At 40.4% G+C, this 22,954-nt stretch carries 20 protein-coding genes, 1 tRNA gene and 1 riboswitch; of the genes, 20 read left to right on the top strand and 1 reads right to left on the bottom strand.

Annotation, left to right across the window (positions count from 1 at the left end; genetic code table 11):
- A partial coding sequence (locus AC058W_RS09245; protein ID WP_479389996.1) for a DUF1002 domain-containing protein occupies positions 1-321 on the top strand: 321 nt, incomplete at its 5' end.
- A gap of 476 nt (positions 322-797) precedes the next feature.
- On the opposite strand, the gene AC058W_RS09240 is transcribed toward AC058W_RS09245, so the two are convergent.
- Positions 798-1,451, bottom strand: a complete 654-nt coding sequence (locus AC058W_RS09240; protein ID WP_117676566.1) for a GTP pyrophosphokinase — start codon at positions 1,449-1,451, stop codon at positions 798-800.
- Positions 1,452-1,836: 385 nt separating this feature from the next.
- On the opposite strand from AC058W_RS09240, the gene AC058W_RS09235 reads away from it, so the two are divergent.
- The 19 genes from AC058W_RS09235 (at position 1,837) to AC058W_RS09145 (ending at position 22,784) form a co-directional block, all read left to right on the top strand.
- The gene (locus tag AC058W_RS09235; RefSeq protein WP_117676565.1) at positions 1,837-2,742 is read left to right on the top strand and encodes a S1 RNA-binding domain-containing protein; all 906 of its coding nucleotides are present in this window, start codon (positions 1,837-1,839) and stop codon (positions 2,740-2,742) included.
- Positions 2,743-2,822: 80 nt separating this feature from the next.
- Positions 2,823-4,493 (top strand): putative manganese-dependent inorganic diphosphatase, encoded by a 1,671-nt coding sequence (locus AC058W_RS09230; RefSeq protein WP_117676564.1) that lies wholly within the window; start codon positions 2,823-2,825, stop codon positions 4,491-4,493.
- A gap of 50 nt (positions 4,494-4,543) precedes the next feature.
- Entirely contained in the window at positions 4,544-5,131 is a 588-nt protein-coding gene (locus AC058W_RS09225; protein WP_479389995.1) for a flavin reductase family protein, read from the top strand.
- A gap of 28 nt (positions 5,132-5,159) precedes the next feature.
- A complete protein-coding gene (locus tag AC058W_RS09220) occupies positions 5,160-5,672 on the top strand; it encodes a shikimate kinase (RefSeq protein WP_117676562.1) in 513 nt (170 codons plus the stop codon).
- A 228-nt stretch (positions 5,673-5,900) separates the two neighbouring features.
- Positions 5,901-7,193 carry a UDP-N-acetylglucosamine 1-carboxyvinyltransferase gene (locus AC058W_RS09215; protein ID WP_117676561.1) on the top strand — a complete coding sequence of 431 codons (1,293 nt, stop codon included), beginning with the start codon at positions 5,901-5,903 and terminating at the stop codon, positions 7,191-7,193.
- A gap of 95 nt (positions 7,194-7,288) precedes the next feature.
- A riboswitch (SAM riboswitch) is annotated at positions 7,289-7,389 on the top strand.
- 77 nt (positions 7,390-7,466) lie between these two features.
- A complete protein-coding gene (metK, locus tag AC058W_RS09210) occupies positions 7,467-8,648 on the top strand; it encodes a methionine adenosyltransferase (protein WP_117676560.1) in 1,182 nt (393 codons plus the stop codon).
- A 265-nt stretch (positions 8,649-8,913) separates the two neighbouring features.
- Positions 8,914-10,056: a sensor histidine kinase gene (locus AC058W_RS09205; RefSeq protein WP_117676559.1), complete on the top strand. Its 1,143-nt coding sequence runs from the start codon at positions 8,914-8,916 to the stop codon at positions 10,054-10,056.
- Positions 10,053-10,742: a response regulator transcription factor gene (locus tag AC058W_RS09200; RefSeq protein WP_117676558.1), complete on the top strand. Its 690-nt coding sequence runs from the start codon at positions 10,053-10,055 to the stop codon at positions 10,740-10,742. Before AC058W_RS09205 ends, AC058W_RS09200 begins: the two co-directional genes overlap by 4 nt.
- Before the next feature lie 12 nt (positions 10,743-10,754).
- The gene (locus AC058W_RS09195; RefSeq protein WP_118516814.1) at positions 10,755-12,221 is read left to right on the top strand and encodes an aminotransferase class I/II-fold pyridoxal phosphate-dependent enzyme; all 1,467 of its coding nucleotides are present in this window, start codon (positions 10,755-10,757) and stop codon (positions 12,219-12,221) included.
- Between the two features lie 10 nt (positions 12,222-12,231).
- A complete protein-coding gene (locus AC058W_RS09190) occupies positions 12,232-12,819 on the top strand; it encodes a nucleoside/nucleotide kinase family protein (RefSeq protein WP_117676556.1) in 588 nt (195 codons plus the stop codon).
- 52 nt (positions 12,820-12,871) lie between these two features.
- Entirely contained in the window at positions 12,872-13,861 is a 990-nt protein-coding gene (holB, locus tag AC058W_RS09185) for a DNA polymerase III subunit delta' (RefSeq protein WP_117845294.1), read from the top strand.
- A 1-nt stretch (position 13,862) separates the two neighbouring features.
- Positions 13,863-14,762, top strand: coding sequence for a PSP1 domain-containing protein (locus AC058W_RS09180; protein ID WP_117676554.1), 900 nt, complete (start codon positions 13,863-13,865; stop codon positions 14,760-14,762).
- Positions 14,755-15,495, top strand: coding sequence for a tRNA1(Val) (adenine(37)-N6)-methyltransferase (locus tag AC058W_RS09175; protein ID WP_118609735.1), 741 nt, complete (start codon positions 14,755-14,757; stop codon positions 15,493-15,495). Before AC058W_RS09180 ends, AC058W_RS09175 begins: the two co-directional genes overlap by 8 nt.
- A 91-nt stretch (positions 15,496-15,586) precedes the next feature.
- On the top strand, positions 15,587-16,438 hold the full coding sequence (gene rsmI / locus AC058W_RS09170) for a 16S rRNA (cytidine(1402)-2'-O)-methyltransferase (RefSeq protein WP_118137416.1): 852 nt from the start codon (positions 15,587-15,589) through the stop codon (positions 16,436-16,438).
- A gap of 259 nt (positions 16,439-16,697) precedes the next feature.
- On the top strand, positions 16,698-18,623 hold the full coding sequence (gene gyrB / locus AC058W_RS09165; protein WP_117676551.1) for a DNA topoisomerase (ATP-hydrolyzing) subunit B: 1,926 nt from the start codon (positions 16,698-16,700) through the stop codon (positions 18,621-18,623).
- 19 nt (positions 18,624-18,642) lie between these two features.
- Positions 18,643-21,213, top strand: a complete 2,571-nt coding sequence (gene gyrA / locus AC058W_RS09160) for a DNA gyrase subunit A (RefSeq protein WP_118411363.1) — start codon at positions 18,643-18,645, stop codon at positions 21,211-21,213.
- A gap of 2 nt (positions 21,214-21,215) precedes the next feature.
- Positions 21,216-21,773, top strand: a complete 558-nt coding sequence (locus AC058W_RS09155; RefSeq protein WP_117676549.1) for a hypothetical protein — start codon at positions 21,216-21,218, stop codon at positions 21,771-21,773.
- A gap of 17 nt (positions 21,774-21,790) precedes the next feature.
- Positions 21,791-22,501: a lysophospholipid acyltransferase family protein gene (locus AC058W_RS09150; RefSeq protein WP_117845287.1), complete on the top strand. Its 711-nt coding sequence runs from the start codon at positions 21,791-21,793 to the stop codon at positions 22,499-22,501.
- Positions 22,502-22,696: 195 nt separating this feature from the next.
- A tRNA-Ser gene (locus AC058W_RS09145) sits at positions 22,697-22,784 on the top strand.
- Positions 22,785-22,954: the final 170 nt, after the last annotated feature.

Below are 22,954 nucleotides of genomic sequence, written 5' to 3'. Positions count from 1 at the left end.
ATTATGAGAATAAAAAAACTGGGAACACTTATTGTTGCAGGAGTGATCATGTGCACGACACCGGCAATGCCTGTAATGGCATCAGATGCAGTTGAATCTGTACAGGAGATTATCTCAGATAATGAAATAGATTCTCTCGTTTCTGATCCGGATAAAGTTGTGGATATCATTATGTATGTAAAAGATGCTGTGGCAGATCAGGATATTTCGGATGACCAGATCAAAGAGGTAATCCAGACAGCAGAAAATACTGTTGGAGTAAGTCTTACTGATGAGGAAGAGAATAAAATCGTCACGATCGTTAAGCAGGTCAAGAATTAAGATATTAACGAGGAGCAGCTGAGAAGTACTGTGACAAAGGTGTATGATAAGCTTGAAGAAATGGGAATCGGCAAAGAGGAAGTAAAAGGAATTCTGCATAAATTATTTGATTTTGCAAAGAGTCTCTTTAATTAAAAGAATATGAATTAAAAGGATATGACTGCTGCCGGACTTTCAGAGAAAAATATCCGCCTGATACGGACATATGAACGTGATGGAGATATACAACATGTACAAGTGCAAGGAATTGCAAAAATAAAATATATGTGGCAATTTCCTAAAAAAAGTATAAAAAATAGAATTAATTGTGCAAATGAACGAAAGTTAACGGCGAGTTCATATTTTGTTCATAAATAATTGCTATTATATAGACAGTTCGAAAGAACCTACGAAAGACGTTGTAATGTGTTATCATTACACATAAATTTTTTTCATAATAATAGCCCCGGTAAACCACTGCCGGGGCACTCCTCGTTTTATAGAGGATTTTTTTTCCCATATTTCTGGATTTCGTTATTGAGTTCTTCCATGCGGGCATCCAGCTCAGCTACATATCTGGCACATTCTCTTAATTCCTTTGTGATGTAGTCTGGTCCGTCTCCCTCAAATTTGTAATGCATTTTGTGCTCCAGAGTTGCCCAGAAATCCTGTGCTACTGTACGAATCTGTATCTCTACTTTGGTATCAATGATACTGTCGGAAAGAAAGACAGGTGTGGTAACCAGCATATGGTAACTTCGGTAACCACTCTTCTTTGGGTTTTTCATATAGTCGCGTCTTGCGAGAATTGTCAGATCATTCTGTTTGGAAATCATATCTGCAATCAGATAAATGTCAGAAGTGAAGGAACAGCTGATTCGGATTCCTGCAATATCGTTAACATATCGAACCATATTTTCAATACTGGATTCATATCCATGTCGTTTCAATTTCTTTACAATGCTCTCCGGAGTTTTGATCCTGGATTTTACATGTTCGATAGGATTATATTTATGGCGGTGTTGAAACTCACCATTTAAAATATTAATCTTTGTTTCAATCTGCTTAAGAGCAGACTGATAAACGAAAATAACAGTTTCCCAGTCATTTAGCTCTTTAAAGTCCCTCAATGGGACAGAATCATAATTCATATACGAAAGTCCTTTCTATGCTCAATTATATTTTTCTATGCGATACCTTTGAAGTCATTGCTGTATTTATTTTCTGCTTTTTTTGTATTTCAGAGGTAAGTGAATTTAAAAAAATAGATTAAAAAAATAGATTAAAAAATTAACTGCCTGACAAATTGTAAAATACTGCCAGTTAATAATAACACTATTATACCATATAAATTTTTAGTTGTGTAAATATCTGCCCGGAAATTCGGATTTCCATTCTTAAAGTGATTGTGCTATAATGTTTGCAAAAAGCTGGTTTTTAACTTGCCAGAAACTAGTGTGCCAGAGCTTTTTTCAAATACGCTCTAAGGAAACAGCAACGCATTATATAACAAATCCAGGTAAAGGAGAACAAATAATGGCTGAATCAATGAAAGATTACGAAACAGAACTGGAAGCTTCTTTTAAGAAAATTGAAGAAGGAGATATTCTTACAGGAACTGTGATCAGTGTAGATGAAAAAGAGGTTGTAATTGACCTTAAATATTATGCAGAGGGAATCATTCCGGCAGAAGATTACAGCAGAGAACCGGGATTTTCATTAAAAGAAGAAGTTCACGTGGGAGATGAAGTTTCTGCAACGGTTGTAAGAAAAGATGATGGAAACGGAAATATTCTTCTTTCCAGAGTGGAGGCAGCAGATGTAGAGGCATGGGATAAACTGAAAGAGTTAAAGGATTCCAAAGAAGTTATCGATGTAGTAGTAAAGGGAATCGTAAACGGCGGTGTGATCGCATATGTAGAAGGCGTGCGTGGATTTATTCCCGCATCAAAGCTTGCGTTAAACTATGTAGAGGATACAAATGAATATCTGAATAAACCAATTCAGGTTCAGGTTTTTGATATTGATAAAGAAAAAGGCAGATTAATTCTTTCTGCAAAGGAAATATTAAGAGAGAAAGCAGAAGAAGAGAAAAAAACAAAAATCTCCAATGTACAGGTAGGTCTTGTAACGGAAGGTGTGGTTGAGAGTCTGCAGCCTTATGGCGCTTTCGTAGACCTTGGAAATGGTTTATCAGGACTTGTACACATTTCTCAGATCTGTGAGAAAAGAATCAAGAAACCATCTGAAGTTCTGACAGTCGGAGACAAAGTAAAAGTCAAAGTAACTGCTGTTAAAGATGGAAAATTAAGCCTGAGTATCAAAGAAGCTACGGATATGATGGCTAAGGAGATCGAAGAAGAGGTGATCGAACTTCCGGATTCCAAGGAAGAAGCATCCACTTCTCTTGCGTCTCTTTTTGCAAACATTAAGTTAAACTAAATTGCAACGGGTCAGTATCTTCACAGTTAGTGGACGGCTGAATCATTACACTAAAATTTATAATTGAGGTTAAAATCTGTATGAGAAATCAGGAAAAAATATTTGTAATAGGTCATAAGAATCCCGATACGGATTCTATCTGTTCAGCAATCGCCTATGCGGACATCAAAAACAGGACTTCTCAGAAAGTAAAATATATTCCGAAACGTGCAGGACAGATTAATGAAGAAACAGAATATGTATTAAACCGTTTTGGAATGCAGCCACCTGGATATCTGTCTAATATCGGAACTCAGGTAAAGGATATGGATATCCGTATGAGTCCGGATGCAGACAAGAGTATGTCCCTGAAGAATGCGTGGGATCTGATGATGGAGAAGAGTATCGTATCTCTCCCGATCAGAGATAAAGACGGGCAGCTGGAAGGTCTGATCACTATCGGTGATATCGCCAAGACTTATATGGATACAACGGACAGCTATCTGTTATCCAGAGCAAGAACACAGTACAGAAGAATTGCCGAGACAATTGCAGGTACTGTGATAGAGGGAAATGAGCATGGATATTTTACAAAGGGAAAAGTTCTGGTAGGAACAGCAAATCCGGAAATGCTCAAAGCCTATATTGAAGAAGATGACTTGCTCATCATGGGAGACAGAGAAGAGGATCATCTTCAGGCAATTGCACAGAACGTAAGCTGTATTATCGTTGGAATGGGAATTGAAGTCAGTGAGAAAGTAATTAAACTTGCTCATGAAAAAGAAATCGCGATCATTATGTCTCCGTACGATACATTTACAATTGCGAGACTGATCAACCAGAGTATTCCGGTAAGATATATCATGAAAACAGATAATCTGGTTACATTTAACACAGAAGATTTCACCGATGATATTCAGAATGAGATGATCAAACATCGTCATCGTGCATTCCCTGTAATCAATAAAAAGGGAAAATGTATCGGAACGATTTCCCGAAGAAACTTCCTGGATATGCACAAGAAGAAAGTTGCACTTGTGGATCATAATGAGAAAGACCAGGCGGTAGATAATATTGATAAGGCAGAGATTGTAGAGATCATTGACCATCATAAACTTGGTTCTTTAGAGACAATGGTACCAATCTCTTTCAGAAATCAGCCGGTTGGATGTACGGCAACGATTCTGTATGAAATGTATGGCGAACAGAAGCTTGAAATTTCACCGACTATCGCCGGACTTCTCTGCGCTGCGATTATTTCAGATACTTTGATGTTCCGTTCACCGACCTGCACTTTATCAGATAAAATGGCAGCAGGTGCGTTGGCATTAATCGCAGGAATCGATATTGAAAAATTTGCCAGAGAAATGTTTAAGGCAGGAAGTAACCTCAAAGATAAATCTCCGGAAGAGATTTTCTATCAGGATTACAAGAAGTTTATCGCAGAAGACGAGATCAACTTTGGTGTTGGACAGATCAGTTCTATGGACAGCGACGAGCTGGTAGAAATAAAAGAACGACTGGTTCCGTTTATGGTCAGCGAGTGTGGTCGCCATGGAGTTACCCGCGTATTCTTTATGCTTACTAATATTATTGAGGAGTCTACTGAACTTCTTTATTATGGTGAGGGCAGTGAAGAAATGGCGCGTATTGCATTCCATATGGAACCGAAGGATGGTGTCTTTGACCTGAAAGGTGTAGTTTCACGTAAGAAACAGCTGATTCCGGCACTTATGGAAGCTGCACAGGCGGGACAGAATGACTACAGCTGATAAGTGGTGAATTATCGTGTGTTAACAATAAAACAGTTAAGGAATATAGAATGGCAAAAGAGACTTGGAAAGCAGGAAATATGCTTTATCCTCTTCCGGCAGTTATGGTAAGTGTTTCTGACGGAGAGGGTAATGATAATATTATTACAGTTGCATGGGCAGGGACTGTGTGTACCAATCCGCCCATGGTATCCATTGCCGTAAGACCATCCCGTTTTTCTTATGATATGATCAGAAAAACAGGGGAATTTGTAATAAACCTGACAACGGAGAAGCTGGCATATGCTACAGATTATTGTGGTGTACGTTCCGGCCGGGATGTTGATAAGTTTAAGGAAATGAGGCTTACAAAGGAAAAGGCAGAATTTATTAAAGCACCGATGATCGCCGAATCTCCGGTAAGTATTGAGTGCAGAGTGAAACAGGTTCTGGAGTTAGGCTCTCATCATATGTTTCTGGCAGATGTACTTGCAGTCCATGCAGATCCGGAATATATGGATGAGAAGAAGAAATTTCATCTCAATGATGCGAAGCCGCTGGTATATTCCCATGGTGAATATCTGGGAATCGGAAAGAAACTGGGAACCTTTGGTTACAGCGTAAAAAAGAAGAAAAAATCTTCCGGTAAAAAACGATAAAAGTATGGTAAAATGAAAGGACATAAACATGAATAATGTGACATTAATAGGAATGCCCGGCTCAGGGAAAAGTACAATAGGAGTTATTCTTGCAAAAGCTTTGAGATATGAGTTTCTGGACTCTGATCTTCTGATTCAGAAAGAGGAGAAAAGAAAACTTTCTGAAATCATAGCGCAGGACGGGCCGGAACGTTTTATGGAAATAGAGAATCGTGTTAATGTAGCTATTCATGTGACAGATACAGTGATTGCGCCTGGCGGAAGTGTTATTTACTGCGAGGAAGCAATGGAGCATCTGAAATCCATAGGTAAAGTTATTTATCTTAAATTATCTCTGGAAGCTTTATCCAAAAGACTTGGAGATCTTAAGGGACGTGGAGTTCTGCTTAAGGATGGACAAAGCCTGAAAGACTTATACGAAGAACGAGTACCTTTATACGAAAAATATGCAGATATTACCATTGATGAGGATGGGAAAGATTTGGATGAAAGTCTCAGAGCAATTCTGGAGATAATACATATCAAAGAGCAGGGAAAGTGATTATTACAGGTCCTGAAGCAGATAGTGGTAAATAATTTTTGTTTACAAATGTTAAATATATGTTATAATATACAACTGACTTTAAAATAAGATGATCGTTTAGTATAAACATATATTCATTTGAAATAAAATGTACGTTGTTATAAAACCCGCAAAAAAGCTGTTTTTGTATGGAGTAAGATGTACTTAATTCTGCTCGTGGAGTGAAAATAATTATAGAGGTGTGATATGGAACAGTATGTTATTAAAGGAGGCAACCCTTTAGTTGGTGAGGTTGAGATTGCCGGTGCCAAGAATGCGGCACTTGCTATTCTTGCAGCAGCCATAATGACTGATGAGACGATTCTTATAGAGAATCTGCCGGATGTAAGGGATATCAATGTATTGCTTGAAGCAATCGCTGGTATTGGAGCACAGGTAGACCGTATTGATAAATCTACTGTAAAGATTAACGGATCTACAATTGGAGATGTAAGTGTTGATTATGAATATATCAAGAAGATCAGAGCTTCCTACTATCTGCTGGGAGCACTTCTTGGTAAGTACAAACATGCAGAAGTACCGCTTCCGGGCGGATGCAATATCGGAAGCCGTCCGATCGATCAGCATCTGAAGGGATTCAGAGCACTTGGTGCTGAGGTTGATATCATGCATGGCGCGATCGTTGCAAAAGCAGATGAACTTCATGGAAGCCATATTTTCCTTGATGTTGTTTCTGTTGGTGCAACAATCAATATTATGATGGCAGCATCACTGGCTCCGGGACGTACTATCCTGGAAAACGCAGCCAGAGAGCCGCATGTAGTAGATGTTGCAAACTTCTTAAACAGCATGGGAGCTAATATTAAGGGTGCAGGAACTGATGTTATCCGTATTAAAGGCGTAGAGAAACTTCACCGTACAGAATATTCTATTATTCCGGATCAGATTGAAGCTGGTACATTTATGTTTGCGGCAGCAGCAACTGGCGGAGATATTACAGTTAAGAACGTAATCCCGAAACACTTAGAGGCAACCACTGCTAAGCTTGAGGAAATCGGATGCGAAGTTGAAGAATTTGATGATGCAGTTCGTGTACGTTCTACAGGCAGACTTCATCGTACTCATGTAAAAACTCTCCCATACCCGGGATATCCGACAGATATGCAGCCACAGATCGCTGTAACACTGGCGCTTGCAGAAGGTACCAGTATTGTAACGGAGAGCATTTTTGAGAACAGATTTAAATATGCGGATGAACTTTCACGTATGGGAGCTAACATCAAGGTTGAAGGTAATTCAGCAATTATTGATGGAGTGAAGAAGCTTACTGGTGCAAGAGTAAGTGCTCCTGATCTTCGTGCCGGTGCAGCTCTTGTAATTGCAGGTCTTGCAGCAGATGGAATCACTATTGTTGATGATATTGTTTATATCCAGAGAGGATATGAGAATTTCGAAGAGAAGCTCAGATCCCTTGGCGCTGAGATCGAGAGAGTATCCAGTGAGAAAGAAATCCAGAAATTCCGTTTAAGAGTGGGATGATAAAAAATACCAAAAAAATAGCTTGACAATTATCGATGTTAAGTATATTGTATGGTGTGCAGCAATATTAATGAAAGTTAATAATTAGTAATAGCCTTTTATTCAGAGTGGTGGAGATACAAAGGATCTGCGAAGCCACGGCAACCCCTTTAGTGGAGGAAGGTGCCAACCTGAGCGAGTGATCGAACAATAAGAGGATTGTTGAGATAATCAGACAGTCCGATTACTTCGGGCTGTTTCTTTTTGTTAACACATAGAAAAAAGGAGAATACAATGGAGAAAATTTTATTTACTTCTGAATCTGTAACTGAAGGCCATCCGGATAAAATGTGCGATGCCATTTCCGATGCCGTTCTTGATGCAATCATGGAACAGGATCCAATGGGACGTGTTGCATGCGAAACAGCTACAACAACAGGTCTTGTACTGGTAATGGGGGAAATCACAACAACTGCAAATATCGATATTCAGCAGATTGTAAGAGATACTGTTCGTGAGATTGGATATGACCGTGGTAAATATGGATTCGACGCAGATACATGTGCAGTTATCACAGCTCTGGATAAACAGTCTGCAGATATCGCTCTTGGTGTAGATAAAGCACTGGAAGCTAAGATGGGTGAAGATGAGATCAACGCTATCGGAGCCGGAGACCAGGGTATCCAGTTTGGTTACGCATCAAACGAAACAGAAGAATATATGCCATATGCAATCAACATGGCACATAAACTTGCACGTCAGCTGACAAAAGTTCGTAAAGACGGTACATTAACTTACTTAAGACCAGATGGAAAAACTCAGGTTACAGTTGAATATGATGAAGCTGGAAAACCTTTCCGTATCGATACTGTTGTATGCTCTACACAGCATGATCCGGATGTAACTCAGGAGCAGATTCATGAAGATATCAAGAAATATGTATTTGATGAGATTATCCCGGCAGATATGGTAGATGAGAATACACAGTACTTCATCAACCCGACAGGACGTTTCGTAATCGGCGGACCTCACGGTGACAGTGGACTTACAGGACGTAAGATCATTGTTGATACATATGGTGGAGCTGGTCGTCACGGCGGCGGAGCTTTCTCCGGAAAAGACTGCACAAAGGTTGACCGTTCTGCAGCATATGCTGCACGTTATGTTGCAAAGAATATCGTTGCAGCAGGTCTTGCAGATAAATGTGAGATTCAGCTTTCCTATGCAATCGGTGTTGCTCATCCGACATCTATCCACGTAGAAACATTTGGAACAGGCAAACTTTCTGATACAAAACTGGTTGAGATTATTCGTGAGAACTTTGACCTTCGTCCGGCTGGAATCATTAAGATGCTTGACCTGAGAAGACCGATTTACAAACAGACAGCTGCTTACGGACACTTTGGTCGTACAGATGTAGATCTTCCATGGGAACATCTTGACAAGGTTGATGATCTTAAGAAATATCTTGCATAATTGATAGCAGGGAAGATATTGCAGCAACTGTGAAAATACAGTTGTGAGAAAATTGAAATACAAAAAAGAGGAAACAGGAATTATCTGTAAATATCTGACAGATGATTCCTGTTCTTTTTATAGAAAATTTAGATATGGCAAAGAGACTTTATGATATAATATTTTTAAGCTGTCCGGATTGGATAAGGCTGCTGTTTTGTGCCTTGTAATGGAAATGGGAAACTTGTTTGATCCGGTTAAATAAAAAAGATAAAGGATGGTTCAAATGAAGTTAAAGACAAGGATCATAGTGGGGTTCGGCATGAGCATTCTGGTTCCGCTGCTTTTATTTTCAGCAACTTTATATGGATTAAGCCATACGAAATTTGCGCAGCAGGCAAAGAATTCTTCAGAGGTTGTGTATGATATTTCTGTTGGAGAATCAGCCAACAGCCAGACGCAGGTAAAATTGATAGCCAAAGATGTATTATTTACGGCGACGGTAATTCTGGTTTTTACATCTTTGTCGATAGGGTTGTGGATATACAGAAGCATTGCAACACCACTGGTAAAATTAAAGAAAGCGACTCAGAATATCAAAGAGGGAAATCTGGACTTCGTTCTGGAAGTAGAGGGAGATGACGAATTCTCAGAGCTTTGCAGAGATTTTGAAGAGATGAGAAAACGGCTGAAAGAGTCGGCAGAAGAGAAAGTTCTTTTGGATAAAGAGAACAAGGAACTGATCAGTAATATTTCCCACGATCTTAAAACACCTATCACCGCAGTGAAAGGATATGTAGAAGGCATTATGGATGGGGTGGCAGACACTCCGGAGAAAATGAATCGTTATGTAAAGACCATCTATAACAAGACGAATGAGATGGATCATCTGATTAACGAGCTGACCTTTTATTCCAAGATTGATACAAACAGAATTCCATATACATTCAGTAAACTGAATGTAGAGGATTATTTCAGCGACTGTGCGGAAGAAACAGGACTGGAACTGGAAACAAGAGGAATAGAACTGGTATATGCGAATTATGTGGAGAGTGGCGTACAGGTAATCGCAGATGGTGAACAGATCCGTCGTGTAATCCATAACATTATCAGTAATGCCATCAAATATATGGATAAACCGAAGGGAATCATTCAGATTCGTGTTAAAGACGTAGGTGATTTCATACAGGTTGAGATAGAGGATAATGGAAAAGGAATAGCTGCAAAAGATCTTACATCTATTTTTGACCGTTTTTACAGAACGGATGTGTCGAGAAATTCTTCCAAGGGTGGAAGCGGAATCGGACTTTCCATTGTAAAGAAAATTCTTGAGGATCATGGTGGAAAGGTCTGGGCTACAAGCAGACTTGGAATCGGCACGATTATGTATTTTGTACTTAGAAAGTATCAGGAGGTACCAATGAAATGAGCAGGATTTTAATCATAGAAGATGAAGAAGCAATCGCAGATCTGGAGAAAGACTATCTGGAACTGTCCGGATTTGAGGTTGAGATTTGTAACAGAGGAGATACAGGGCTGACTAAGGCGCTGAATGAGGAATTTGATCTGATCATTCTGGATCTGATGTTGCCGGAAGTGGATGGCTTTGATATCTGCAGACAGGTGCGCCAGGAGAAAAATACACCAATTATTATGGTGTCTGCAAAGAAAGATGATATAGATAAGATTAGAGGTCTGGGGCTTGGCGCAGATGACTATATGACAAAACCGTTTAGCCCGAGTGAGCTGGTAGCCAGAGTCAAGGCACATATGGACAGATATAATCGTCTGATCGGATCAAATGTGAGAAAGAATGATATTGTGGAGATTCGAGGCATTAAGATTGACAAGACTGCACGCCGTGTATGGGTGAACGGAGAGGAGACAACCTTTACATCCAAAGAGTATGATCTTCTTACATTCCTTGCAGAGAATCCTAACAGAGTATTTACTAAAGAAGAACTGTTCAGAGAAATCTGGGATATGGAATCAGTGGGAGACATTGCAACAGTTACTGTTCACATTAAAAAAATTCGTGAAAAAATCGAATTTAATACGGCCAAACCGCAGTATATTGAGACAATCTGGGGGGTTGGTTACAGATTTAAAGTATAAGAAAGGAAGAAAATGGAAAGATTATATAAAAAATTAGAAAGTTATGGGCAGTCGGATTATTATCCATTTCATATGCCGGGACATAAGCGAAATAAGGCATCCTCAGCAGGAGAGTTTCCTTTTGAGAGAGACATTACGGAGATTTCCGGGTTTGATAATCTTCATCATGCAGAAGGAATCCTGAAGGAAGCACAGGAATATGCAGCTAAGATTTATGGGACAAAGAAATGTTTTTTTAGTGTAAATGGAAGCACAGCTGCACTTCTGGCAGCAGTCAGTGCAAGCGTAAGTAAAGGTGGCAGGATACTTGTGGCAAGAAACTGTCATAAAGCAGTTTATCATGCATTGTACTTAAGAGAATTACAGCCTGTCTATATTTATCCACACGAAGATCACCGGCTGGGGATAAACGGAGGGATTTCTGCCGAGCGTGTGGAAAGATATCTGGAAGAAAATCCGGATGTACAGGCATTTCTGCTGACATCTCCTACATATGACGGAATTGTGTCTGATATAAAGGCGATTGCAGAAGTGGTGCATAGACATGAGATTCCACTGATTGTGGATGAAGCACATGGTGCACATTTTCATTTTTCAGATTATTTTCCGGTTTCGGCGGCAGATCTGGGAGCAGATATCGTCATTCAGAGTTTTCACAAAACGCTTCCATCTATGACACAGACGGCGGTGATTCATATATGCAGTGACATGGCAGATGTGGAGAAAATCAGAAGATTTATGGGCATTTATCAGACCAGCAGTCCTTCTTATATTCTGATGGCAAGCATGGATGCGTGTATGGATAAATTAAAAAAAGATGGGCAGCAGATGTTTCGGGAATTTACCTTTAATCTGGAACAAGCTAGGCAGAGACTGTCAAATTGTGAAAAGATAAGGCTGATCGAAGCCTCTATGATTAAGGGAACCGGAATCTATGATTTTGACAGATCGAAGCTTCTCTTTTCAACAGTGGGAACTTCAATTAATGGACATCAGCTTCACGAGATGCTTCGCGACAGATTTCATATTGAGATGGAAATGGAAGCGGAGAAATATGCGCTGGGGATTGCGGCAGTTGGAGATACCAAAGAGGGATTTGAAAGATTATGTGATGCGATTGAACAGATTGATACAGAGACAGAATTCGTAGCTTCAGCGGAGGAATCCCAGGAGACTGTTTCTTATGCGAGAATGAAGCAGCTTATGAGTATTTCCCAGGCAATGGATGCACAGCAGAGAAGATATCCTCTGGAAGAGAGTATTGGAAAGGTCAGTGCAGAGTTTGCTTACCTGTATCCGCCGGGAATCCCGATTATTGTGCCGGGAGAGCAGATAACTGGACAATTCGTACGAAATGTGAGAAGATACATGGAACAGGGACTGGAAGTGCAGGGGCTTAGTGATACATCTGCTGAGACGATCTGCGTGGCGGCCCGAAATGAATCGGGACAGGAAGATGACAGTCCGGCAAAGGAATAAAATAGCAGACATGGGAAAGATTTTTTACATTATGGGAAAAAGTGCGTCCGGAAAAGACAGAATTTATTCACTTCTGGCCGCACATAAGGAACTGAATTTAAAGACATTGGTCCTGTATACGACACGCCCTATCAGGGCAGGGGAACAGGATGGGAAGAATTACTACTTTGTAGATGATAAGAAACTGAAAGAATTTCGCAGAAACGGAAATCTGATCGAGGCGAGAGCATATCATACCGTTCACGGAATCTGGACATATTTTACCGCAGATGACGGACAGGTGGACCTGACTGGTTCTGATTACCTTGGTATTGGAACGCTGGAATCCTTTAAGAAAATGCGTAAATATTATGGGGATGATGCGGTCTGCCCTGTTTATATCCAGGTAGAAGATGGCGAAAGACTTAGCCGCGCTCTTAAGAGGGAGCGTGAGCAGGCAAATCCGAAATACGAGGAAATGTGCAGACGGTTTATTGCGGACCAGTCGGATTTCTCAGAGGAGAACATTCTCCGGGCCGGAATATGGAAACGTTTTCAGAATATAGATCTCGACGAATGTGTGAAAGAAATCGTAAATTATATAAAATCTATGCAATAGATCTTCTTTTATGGTATAATATCTTACAAAACGGACTGGTGAGGTGATTCTTATGATGGGATTTAACAACATTATCGGACATGATGAGATTATCGGACATTTAAAAAATGCAATAGATGCGGGAAAAATATCGCATTCTTATATTTTTACCGGCGAACCAGGTTCTGGTAAGAAACTTCTTGCAGGAACTTTTGCGGCTACACTCCAATGCGAAGCCGGCGGTACAGAACCGTGTCAGAAATGTGATTCCTGTAAGAAAGCTATGGGCAAGAATCATCCGGATATTATTATGGTTACACATGAGAAACCGGGAACGATCACAATTGATGAGATCAGGGATCAGGTGATTCATGATGTGGATATCAGGCCATATTATAGTCCCTACAAGATTTATATTATTGCAGATGCAGATCTTATGACACCGCAGGCACAGAATGCTCTTCTTAAAACAATTGAGGAGCCGCCGGAATATGCAGTGATCATGTTATTGACGAATAATATAGGTGGACTGCTGCCAACGATTCAGTCAAGATGTGTTCGTCTTGACCTGAAGGTAGTAGATGATGGTCTTGTGAAGAAATACCTGATGGAACATCTTCATGTTCCTGACTATCAGGCAGAGATTGATGCGTCTTTTGCACAGGGAAGTATCGGAAGAGCAAAGGAAGCCGCCACTTCCCGGGAATTTGCAGAGATGACTCAGAATGCACTGAGAATCCTTAAATATGCAAATACCATGGAAGTTTATGAACTGTCAGATGCGATCAAGAGCCTTTCAGGAGAGAAACAGAACATTAATGATTATCTGGATATTTTCCAGTTCTGGTTCAGAGATGTCCTGATGTTCAAGGCAACACAGGAAGTTGATAATCTGGTATTTAAGCAGGAAATTAATTTTATCAGAGAACAGGCGAAACAGCGTTCCTATGAGAATCTGGAGAAAATCCTGGATTCCATTCAGAAGACAAAGGTACGTCTGAAAGCAAATGTTAATTTTGACCTGGCATTTGAATTACTGTTCCTGACGATCAGGGAGAAATAGAATGACAAAAGTAGTAGGCGTAAGATTTCGTAATGTAGGCAAGATTTATTATTTCAGCCCTAAGGATTACGAGATTAAAACTGGCGATCATGTGATCGTGGAGACTGCCCGTGGAATAGAGTACGGGAAAGTTGTACTTGCACCGAGAGAAGTAGGTGAGGAAGATGTTGTTCATCCTCTCAAAGAAGTACTCCGCGTAGCGACAAAGGAGGATGATGAGCGAGAGGCACAGAACAGAGTCAGAGAGAGAGAAGCGTTTAAAATCTGTCAGAAGAAGATTCGTGAGCATGGTCTGGAGATGAAGCTGATAGATGCGGAATATACATTTGATAACAATAAAGTATTGTTTTATTTTACGGCAGACGGCAGAATTGATTTCCGTCAGCTTGTAAAGGATCTCGCAGCAATTTTCAAAACACGTATTGAACTTCGACAGATCGGTGTTCGTGATGAAACGAAGATTCTTGGTGGAATCGGTATATGTGGAAGATGTTTGTGCTGCCATACTTATCTTTCAGAATTTGCACCGGTATCTATTAAGATGGCGAAAGAGCAGAATCTGTCTCTTAACCAGACAAAGATTTCCGGAGTATGTGGAAGATTAATGTGCTGTCTGAAGAATGAGCAGGAAACATATGAGGAACTGAATAAGAAACTTCCGGGACTGGGCGATTCTGTCACAACTCCGGATGGACTTACAGGAACTGTACACAGCGTGAACGTACTTCGTCAGCGTGTAAAGGTAATCGTTGAGATTAATGACGAGAAAGAGATTCAGGAATTTCCGGTGGATGAACTGAAATTCCGTCCGAGAAAGAAGAAAGTCAAAGTCTCAGACAAAGAATTAAAGGAACTTGGAAATCTGGAAGACAAAAAAGGAGATTCCAAATTAAATGACTGATCAGCTGGTAAAAGATAACGAACGCGTAGATGATCTTCAAAACGGATATTATGTGATTCAGGATCCGGATAAATTCTGTTTTGGAATGGATGCGGTTCTTCTTTCCGGCTTTGCAAAAGTGAAAAAAGGTGAGATTGCTCTGGACATGGGAACAGGAACAGGAATTATTCCGATTCTGCTCAAGGCTAAAACAAGTGGAAAACATTTCACAGGCCTTGAGATTCAGCAGGAATGTGCAGGTATGGCCGGACGCAGTGTCATGTATAATCACCTGGAGAACGATGTTGATATCGTGCAGGGAGATATTAAAGAGGCTGCTGAGATTTTTGGGGCGGCCTCTTTTGATGTAGTGACAAGCAATCCACCTTATATGATTGGACAGCACGGACAGAGAAACCCGGATATGCCAAAGGCAATCGCCAGACATGAAGTATTATGTAATCTGGAAGATGTGGTAAGTCAGGCAGCAAAAGTTCTGAAAGAGCGTGGGAGATTTTATATGGTGCACAGACCATTTCGGCTTGCAGAGATTATGAATGTTCTTATAAAATACCGCCTGGAGCCGAAAAGAATGCAGCTGGTGTATCCATACATAGACAGAGAGCCGAATATGGTTCTGATTGAGGCATTAAAAGGCGGAAATTCCAGAGTGACAGTGGAGCCGCCGCTGATCGTATATAAAGAGCCGGGAGTTTATACGGAGAATATCCTGAAGATTTATGATATGATCTGATGAACAGGAATTGTGGAAAAATCGTAATTGTTCAGTTGATTTACAGTTACGAAAAAACATTATCGGCAAAGTAATATGAGAGGAATAAATTATGAGTGGTAAATTGTATTTGTGCGCAACACCCATAGGAAACCTGGAGGATATCACACTCCGGGTACTTCGCACATTAAAAGAAGTGGACCTTATTGCAGCAGAAGATACCAGAAACAGTATCAAACTGCTGAATCATTTTGATATAAAGACGCCTATGACCAGCTATCATGAATATAACAAAATCGACAAGGCATATGTACTGATCAACAAAATGCAGGAAGGCCAGAATATTGCATTGATCACAGATGCAGGCACACCTGGTATTTCTGATCCGGGAGAAGAACTGGCTGCGATGTGTTATGAGGCTGGAATCGAGGTAACATCACTTCCTGGACCTGCTGCCTGTATTACAGCACTGACATTGTCCGGGCTACCAACGAGAAGATTTGCTTTTGAAGCTTTTCTGCCGGCAGATAAGAAAGAACGAAAACAGATTCTGGAAGAACTGAAGAATGAAACGAGAACCATTATTCTCTACGAAGCACCACACAGACTGGTAAGGACTCTGGAGGAACTGAAAGAAACGTTGGGAAACCGCAGGATGACGCTTTGTAGAGAACTGACAAAGAAACATGAAACTGCTTTTCATTCTACGATTGATGATCTGATTCTGTATTATCAGACGGAGAAACCACTGGGTGAATGTGTTCTGGTAATCGAAGGCAGAAGCAGAAAAGAAATGGAAGAAGAACAGAAAGCTTCCTGGGAAAAAATAACGATAGAAGAACACATGGAACTATACGAAAACAAAGGCTATTCCAGAAAAGAAGCCATGAAACTGGTGGCAAATGACAGAGGTATGACGAAGAGAGAGGTTTATCAGTATCTCATTAACAATTCGGATAAATAAGAAGCAAAAACCACAGAAGAATTTATAGAAGAATTCCCGTTAGCGGGGATTCTTTTTATATAATTTGTAGCAAGAAACAGGCTTTTGTGCTATAATAAATTTGTATTATTATGTCCAAATACCAGAATATATTTGAAAACCTGTTTAGTTACTGAGAATGAAGTGAACAGTAACCCAGTTTATGGTTTCTTGCGGAAATTAACCCGCAAGGGTTTTCAGATATATTCTGGTGATAACTATATATAACAGGAGGAAAGAAATGGGCGGAGAAAATACAGAATACGGAGCGGATCAAATCCAGATTCTGGAAGGTTTGGAAGCCGTACGAAAGAGACCAGGTATGTATATCGGAAGTACATCCAGCAGAGGTCTTCATCATCTGGTTTATGAGATCGTAGACAATGCAGTTGACGAAGCACTTGCTGGATTTTGTACGGAGATTCAGGTAGTTATTAATCCGGATAATTCTATCACAGTCGTAGATAACGGACGTGGTATTCCGGTAGGTATCAATCATAAAGCAGGAATTCCTGCTGTCGAAGTAGTATTCACCATTCTTCATGCCGGTGGTAAGTTCGGCGGTGGAGGGTACAAGGTTTCAGGTGGTCTTCATGGAGTAGGTGCATCTGTAGTAAACGCACTTTCTACCTGGCTGGAAGTAAAAATTTACCATGAAGGTAAAATTTATCAGCAGCGTTATGAGCGTGGTAAAACAATGTATCCTTTGAAAGTTGTAGGAGATTGTGAGCCGGATAAATCAGGAACGACTGTTGTATTCCTGCCGGATAAAGAAATCTTTGAGGAAACAGTATATGACTACGATATCCTGAAACAGCGTCTGAGAGAGATGGCGTTTTTGACAAAAGGACTGAGAATCTGTCTGAAAGATACCAGAGAAGGAATGGAAAGAGAGAAAGTTTTCCATTACGAAGGTGGTATCCGTGAGTTTGTAAGCTATCTTAACAGAAGTAAAGAGGCACTGTATCCGGAGATCATTTACTGTGAAGGGCAGCAGAACGGTGTATCTGTAGAAGTTGCCATGCAGCACAATGACTCTTATACCGAGAACTGCTATGGATTTGTAAATAACATTAATACACCTGAGGGCGGTACTCATATTGTAGGTTTCAGAAATGCTCTGACTAAAACGTTCAATGATTATGCAAGAAAGAATAAATTGCTCAAAGACAGCGAACCGAACTTGAGTGGTGATGACATCCGAGAGGGTCTGACTGCTATTGTCAGTGTTAAGATTGAGAATCCTCAGTTTGAGGGACAGACAAAACAGAAACTTGGAAACAGCGAAGCAAGAGGTGCTGTTGACAGCGTGGTAAGCAGACAGCTTGAAATCTTTCTTGAACAGAATCCGACAGTAGCGAAAGCTACCGTAGAGAAATCTGTCCTTGCACAGAGAGCACGTGAGGCTGCACGTAAGGCTCGTGATCTCACCAGAAGAAAATCAGCACTTGATAATATGTCACTTCCTGGAAAACTTGCTGACTGTTCAGACAAGAATCCGGAGAACTGCGAAATTTACATCGTAGAGGGAGATTCCGCCGGTGGTTCTGCAAAGACAGCCAGAAATCGTGTAACACAGGCGATTCTTCCACTGAGAGGTAAGATCCTGAATGTAGAGAAAGCACGTCTGGACAAGATTTATGCAAATGCTGAGATTAAAGCAATGATCACAGCTTTCGGAACAGGTATCCATGATGACTTTGATATCAGTAAGCTTAGATATCACAAGATCATTATCATGACTGATGCCGATGTCGATGGTGCACATATCGCGACTTTACTGCTGACTTTCCTGTATCGTTTTATGCCGGAACTTATCAAACAGGGCTATGTATACCTTGCTCAGCCACCGTTATATAAGATTGAAAAGAACAAGAAAGTATGGTATGCATACGATGATGATGAGCTGAATCAGATTCTGACAGATATCGGTCGTGACGGAAATAACAAGATTCAGCGATACAAAGGTCTTGGAGAGATGGATGCAGACCAGCTTTGGGAGACAACTATGGATCCGGAGAAGAGAATTCTTCTCAAGGTTACCATGGATGAAGCAGCAACTTCTGAGATAGACCTGACATTTACTACACTGATGGGTGATAAAGTAGAGCCAAGACGTGAATTTATTGAAGAGAATGCAAGATTTGTAAAGAATCTGGATATCTGATAATAGGGAGAATAGATAAATGGAAGATAATATTTTTGACAAAGTCCACGAGGTGGATCTGGAAAAGACCATGAAGGACTCTTACATTGACTATGCAATGAGCGTTATCGCTTCCAGAGCATTGCCGGATGTAAGAGATGGTCTGAAACCGGTTCAGCGTCGTGTATTGTATTCCATGATAGAGTTGAATAATGGTCCTGACAAGCCACATCGTAAATGTGCGCGTATTGTCGGTGATACAATGGGTAAATATCACCCACATGGTGACAGTTCTATTTATGGTGCACTTGTAAATATGGCACAGGAATGGTCTACCAGATATCCGCTGGTAGACGGACATGGAAACTTTGGTTCTGTAGACGGTGACGGGGCAGCAGCCATGCGATACACAGAGGCACGTCTGAGCAAGATTTCCATGGAAATGCTGGCAGATATCAACAAAGATACAGTTGATTTCCAGCCAAACTTCGATGAGACAGAGAGAGAGCCTGTTGTTCTGCCATCCCGTTATCCAAATCTTCTGGTAAACGGAACTTCCGGTATTGCGGTAGGTATGGCAACCAATATTCCACCTCATAATCTGAGAGAAGTTATAGATGCTGTTGTCAAAATCATTGATAACACGATTGAAGAACAGAGAGAAACCACTATGGAGGAAATCCTGGACATCGTAAAAGGTCCTGATTTCCCAACTGGTGCCACGATTCTTGGCAGAAGAGGAATTGAAGAGGCATACAGAACAGGACGTGGAAAGATCCGTGTACGTGCGGTAACAAATATTGAGACTCTTCCAAACGGAAAATCCAGAATTATCGTTACAGAGCTTCCATACCTCGTAAATAAAGCACGTCTTATCTCAAAAATCGCAGACCTTGTAAGAGATAAAAAGATTGATGGAATCACAGACCTTAACGACCATTCCAGCCGTGAAGGCATGAGAATCTGTATTGATCTGCGAAAAGATGCAAATGCGAACGTAGTTCTGAATTTACTGTACAAGCATACACAGCTGCAGGATACTTTTGGCGTAAATATGCTTTCTCTTATTCCAAATAACGGAAGTCTTGAACCAAAAGTGTTAAACCTGAAGGAAATGCTGGAATACTACCTGGCTCACCAGGAAGATGTAGTGACCAGAAGAACAAAATATGATCTGAATAAGGCAAGAGAACGTGCTCATATCTTAGAGGGTCTGCTGAAAGCTCTTGACAATATTGATGAAGTAATCCGTATTATCAGAGCTTCTCAGAATGTACAGATCGCAAAACAGGAATTAATGGAGCGTTTCGAGCTGACGGATGTTCAGGCTCAGGCAATCGTAGATATGCGTCTGCGTGCTCTGACAGGTCTGGAAAGAGAGAAACTGGAAGCAGAGTATGCTGACTTAATGGAAAAAATCCGCAAATACGAAGCAATTCTTGCTGACAGAAATCTTCTGCTTCGCGTGATTCGTGAAGAAATTCTCGCAATCGCAGAGAAATATGGAGATGAGAGAAAGACTGCCATTGGATTTGACGTATATGATATCTCTACAGAGGATCTGATTCCAAGAGAGAATACAGTGATCACAATGACTAAACTGGGATATATCAAGAGAATGACAGTAGATAATTTCAGAAGTCAGAACAGAGGTGGAAGAGGAATCAAGGGAATGCAGACTCTTGAAGACGATTACATTGAAGAACTTCTGATGACGACCACACATCATTATCTGATGTTCTTCACAAATACAGGACGAGTATACCGTCTGAAAGCATATGAGATTCCTGAGGCAGGACGTACCGCAAGAGGAACAGCAATCATTAATCTTTTACAGCTTATGCCGGGTGAATTTATCACAGCAGTGATCCCAATCCGTAAGTTTGATGAGGGAAGTTATCTGATGATGGCTACAAAGAACGGCCTTGTGAAGAAAACTCCGACTGAGGACTATGCAAATGTCCGTAAGACAGGACTGGCAGCGATTACTTTGCGCGATGATGATGAGCTGATCGAAGTCAAATTAACTGATGATAAGAAAGATATTATTCTTGTTACAAAGAATGGCCAGTGTATCCGTTTCAAAGAGACAGATGTAAGAAGCACCGGAAGGACTTCCATGGGCGTACGAGGCATGAACCTTGATGATGGCGATGAAGTTGTCTCCATGCAGCTGAATTCTCAGGGAGACTGTCTGCTTATCGTATCTGCTAATGGTATGGGTAAACGTACTTCTATGGGTGAATTTACCTGCCAGAATCGTGGCGGAAAAGGTGTGAAGTGTTATAAGATCACAGAGAAAACCGGTGATGTAATTGGTGCGAGAGCTGTAAATGAGGATAACGAAGTAATGCTGATCACGACAGAAGGCATTATTATCAGAATTGCATGCTCCGATATTTCCATTCTTGGAAGAATCACCTCAGGTGTAAAACTGATTAATCTTACAGAGGGTGTAACTGTAGCCAGCGTAGCCAAAGTAAGGGATAAAGAAGAGAAAGACCAGAATACACAGCTGGCAACTGGAGAGAAAATTTCAGAAGCTGTATCAGCTGTAACAGAAGAAACTGATCAGGATGCACAGGGTGAGAACAGAGGAGAAGAGGAATAACCATGAAAAAATGGTATAGATATCTTGTAGCGGGAGTGTTGGTATTACTGACACTCTGCGTGGCAGGATGCGGAGGTGTAAGTCATAAATCACCGGAAAAAGTAACAGAGGAACTGATACAGTCCTATGTTGATGGAAAAGAAAGCAAAGTAAAAGACTGCTATAATCAGAAAGATAATACCGAAGCAGATCTTCAGACAGAAATTACAGCAACGCTCAATTACTTTAAAGCACATAATCCAAAGAAAGTATCTGTTCAGAACTGTGAGATTCTTTCAGAGAATGATAAGTATGCATATGTATATATTACATATAATCTGGTTCTGGAGGATGACCAGGAGTATCCATGTGTAGGGACCTATATGGTAGGTAAACAGGATAAAACATATTATATCATGGCTCCATCTCAGATCACAGATGATATGAGAACTCAGGCTGCGACAGAGTATGCCAAATTTATGAAAACAGATTCATATAAGACATATACAAAAGCATACGAGACATTTATCAAGAAGAATCCGGGATATGAAGATAAGATTTCGGAAAAAATAGGATCATAATATATCGAGGACAAAAAATGAAAAGAATATTATTTATGGTATTGAGAAATCTTTTCTTTGTTCCATATGGATGGTTCAAGTTGTGCTGGTATGCGTCACATGTGGACCGCTATACAGAAGAGGAAAGATATAAGCTTCTACAACAGGTAGACCACAGAGCAATACGGGGAGGAAACCTGATCATTGATGCACATGGAGTAGAGAACATACCAAAAAAAAATGGATTTATGTTCTTTCCAAATCATCAGGGATTGTTTGACGTACTTGCAATCATACAAGTATGCCCGGTGCCATTCTCTGTAGTTGCCAAGAAGGAACTTACGGATGTTCCGTTTCTGAAACAGGTATTTGCATGCATGAAAGCTTTTATGATCGATCGTGAGGATGTAAAACAGTCTATGCAGGTGATTCTTCAGGTTATCAAAGAGGTAAAGGAAGGACGCAACTATCTGATCTTTGCAGAGGGAACCAGAAGCAAAGATGGAAATCATCCGCAGGAATTTAAAGGCGGGAGCTTTAAAGCTGCAACAAAATCAAAATGTCCGATCGTGCCGGTCGCATTGATCGATTCTTTTAAAGCATTTGATACAGGCTCTGTTAAGAAGCTGACTGTACAGGTGCATTTTCTGGAACCAATATATTATGAAGAATACAAGGATATGAAAACAACAGAAATTGCATCAGAGGTAAAAAGACGTATCGAAGAAACCATAGCCAGATATGCCTGAAATGGCGTATTTATGCTGGAAAATAGTTATGATTCGCTATAGAATCAATGACGAAAAGAAGTTGAAAATAAAAAATATGAAAAAAAACAAAAAAACCTGTTGACAAAACAGGTTTTTTTACATATAATTACAAATGCGCTTCGGGAAGTTCCAAAGTGCATTCGAATTTAATATTGAACTATTAGTTCGGAGTCTGGAGAAGTACTCAAGAGGCCGAAGAGGTGCCCCTGCTAAGGGTATAGGTCGCTAACGCGGCGCGAGGGTTCAAATCCCTCCTTCTCCGCTTTATTTTTTTGAAAAAATGTTTTTTAAAAAAATAAAAAAAGATGTTGACAAACGCTTGAGACTATGATAAAGTAAACAAGCTGTCAACGGACAGCAAATCGGTTGAAAAAAAGATTTGAAAAAACTTAAAAAAGTTCTTGACAAATCAAAAACAACATGATAAAATAA

This window comes from Blautia sp. CGZ-1-C1 (genome assembly GCF_056504575.1).
This window is presented reverse-complemented; position numbering and strand designations above follow the sequence as displayed.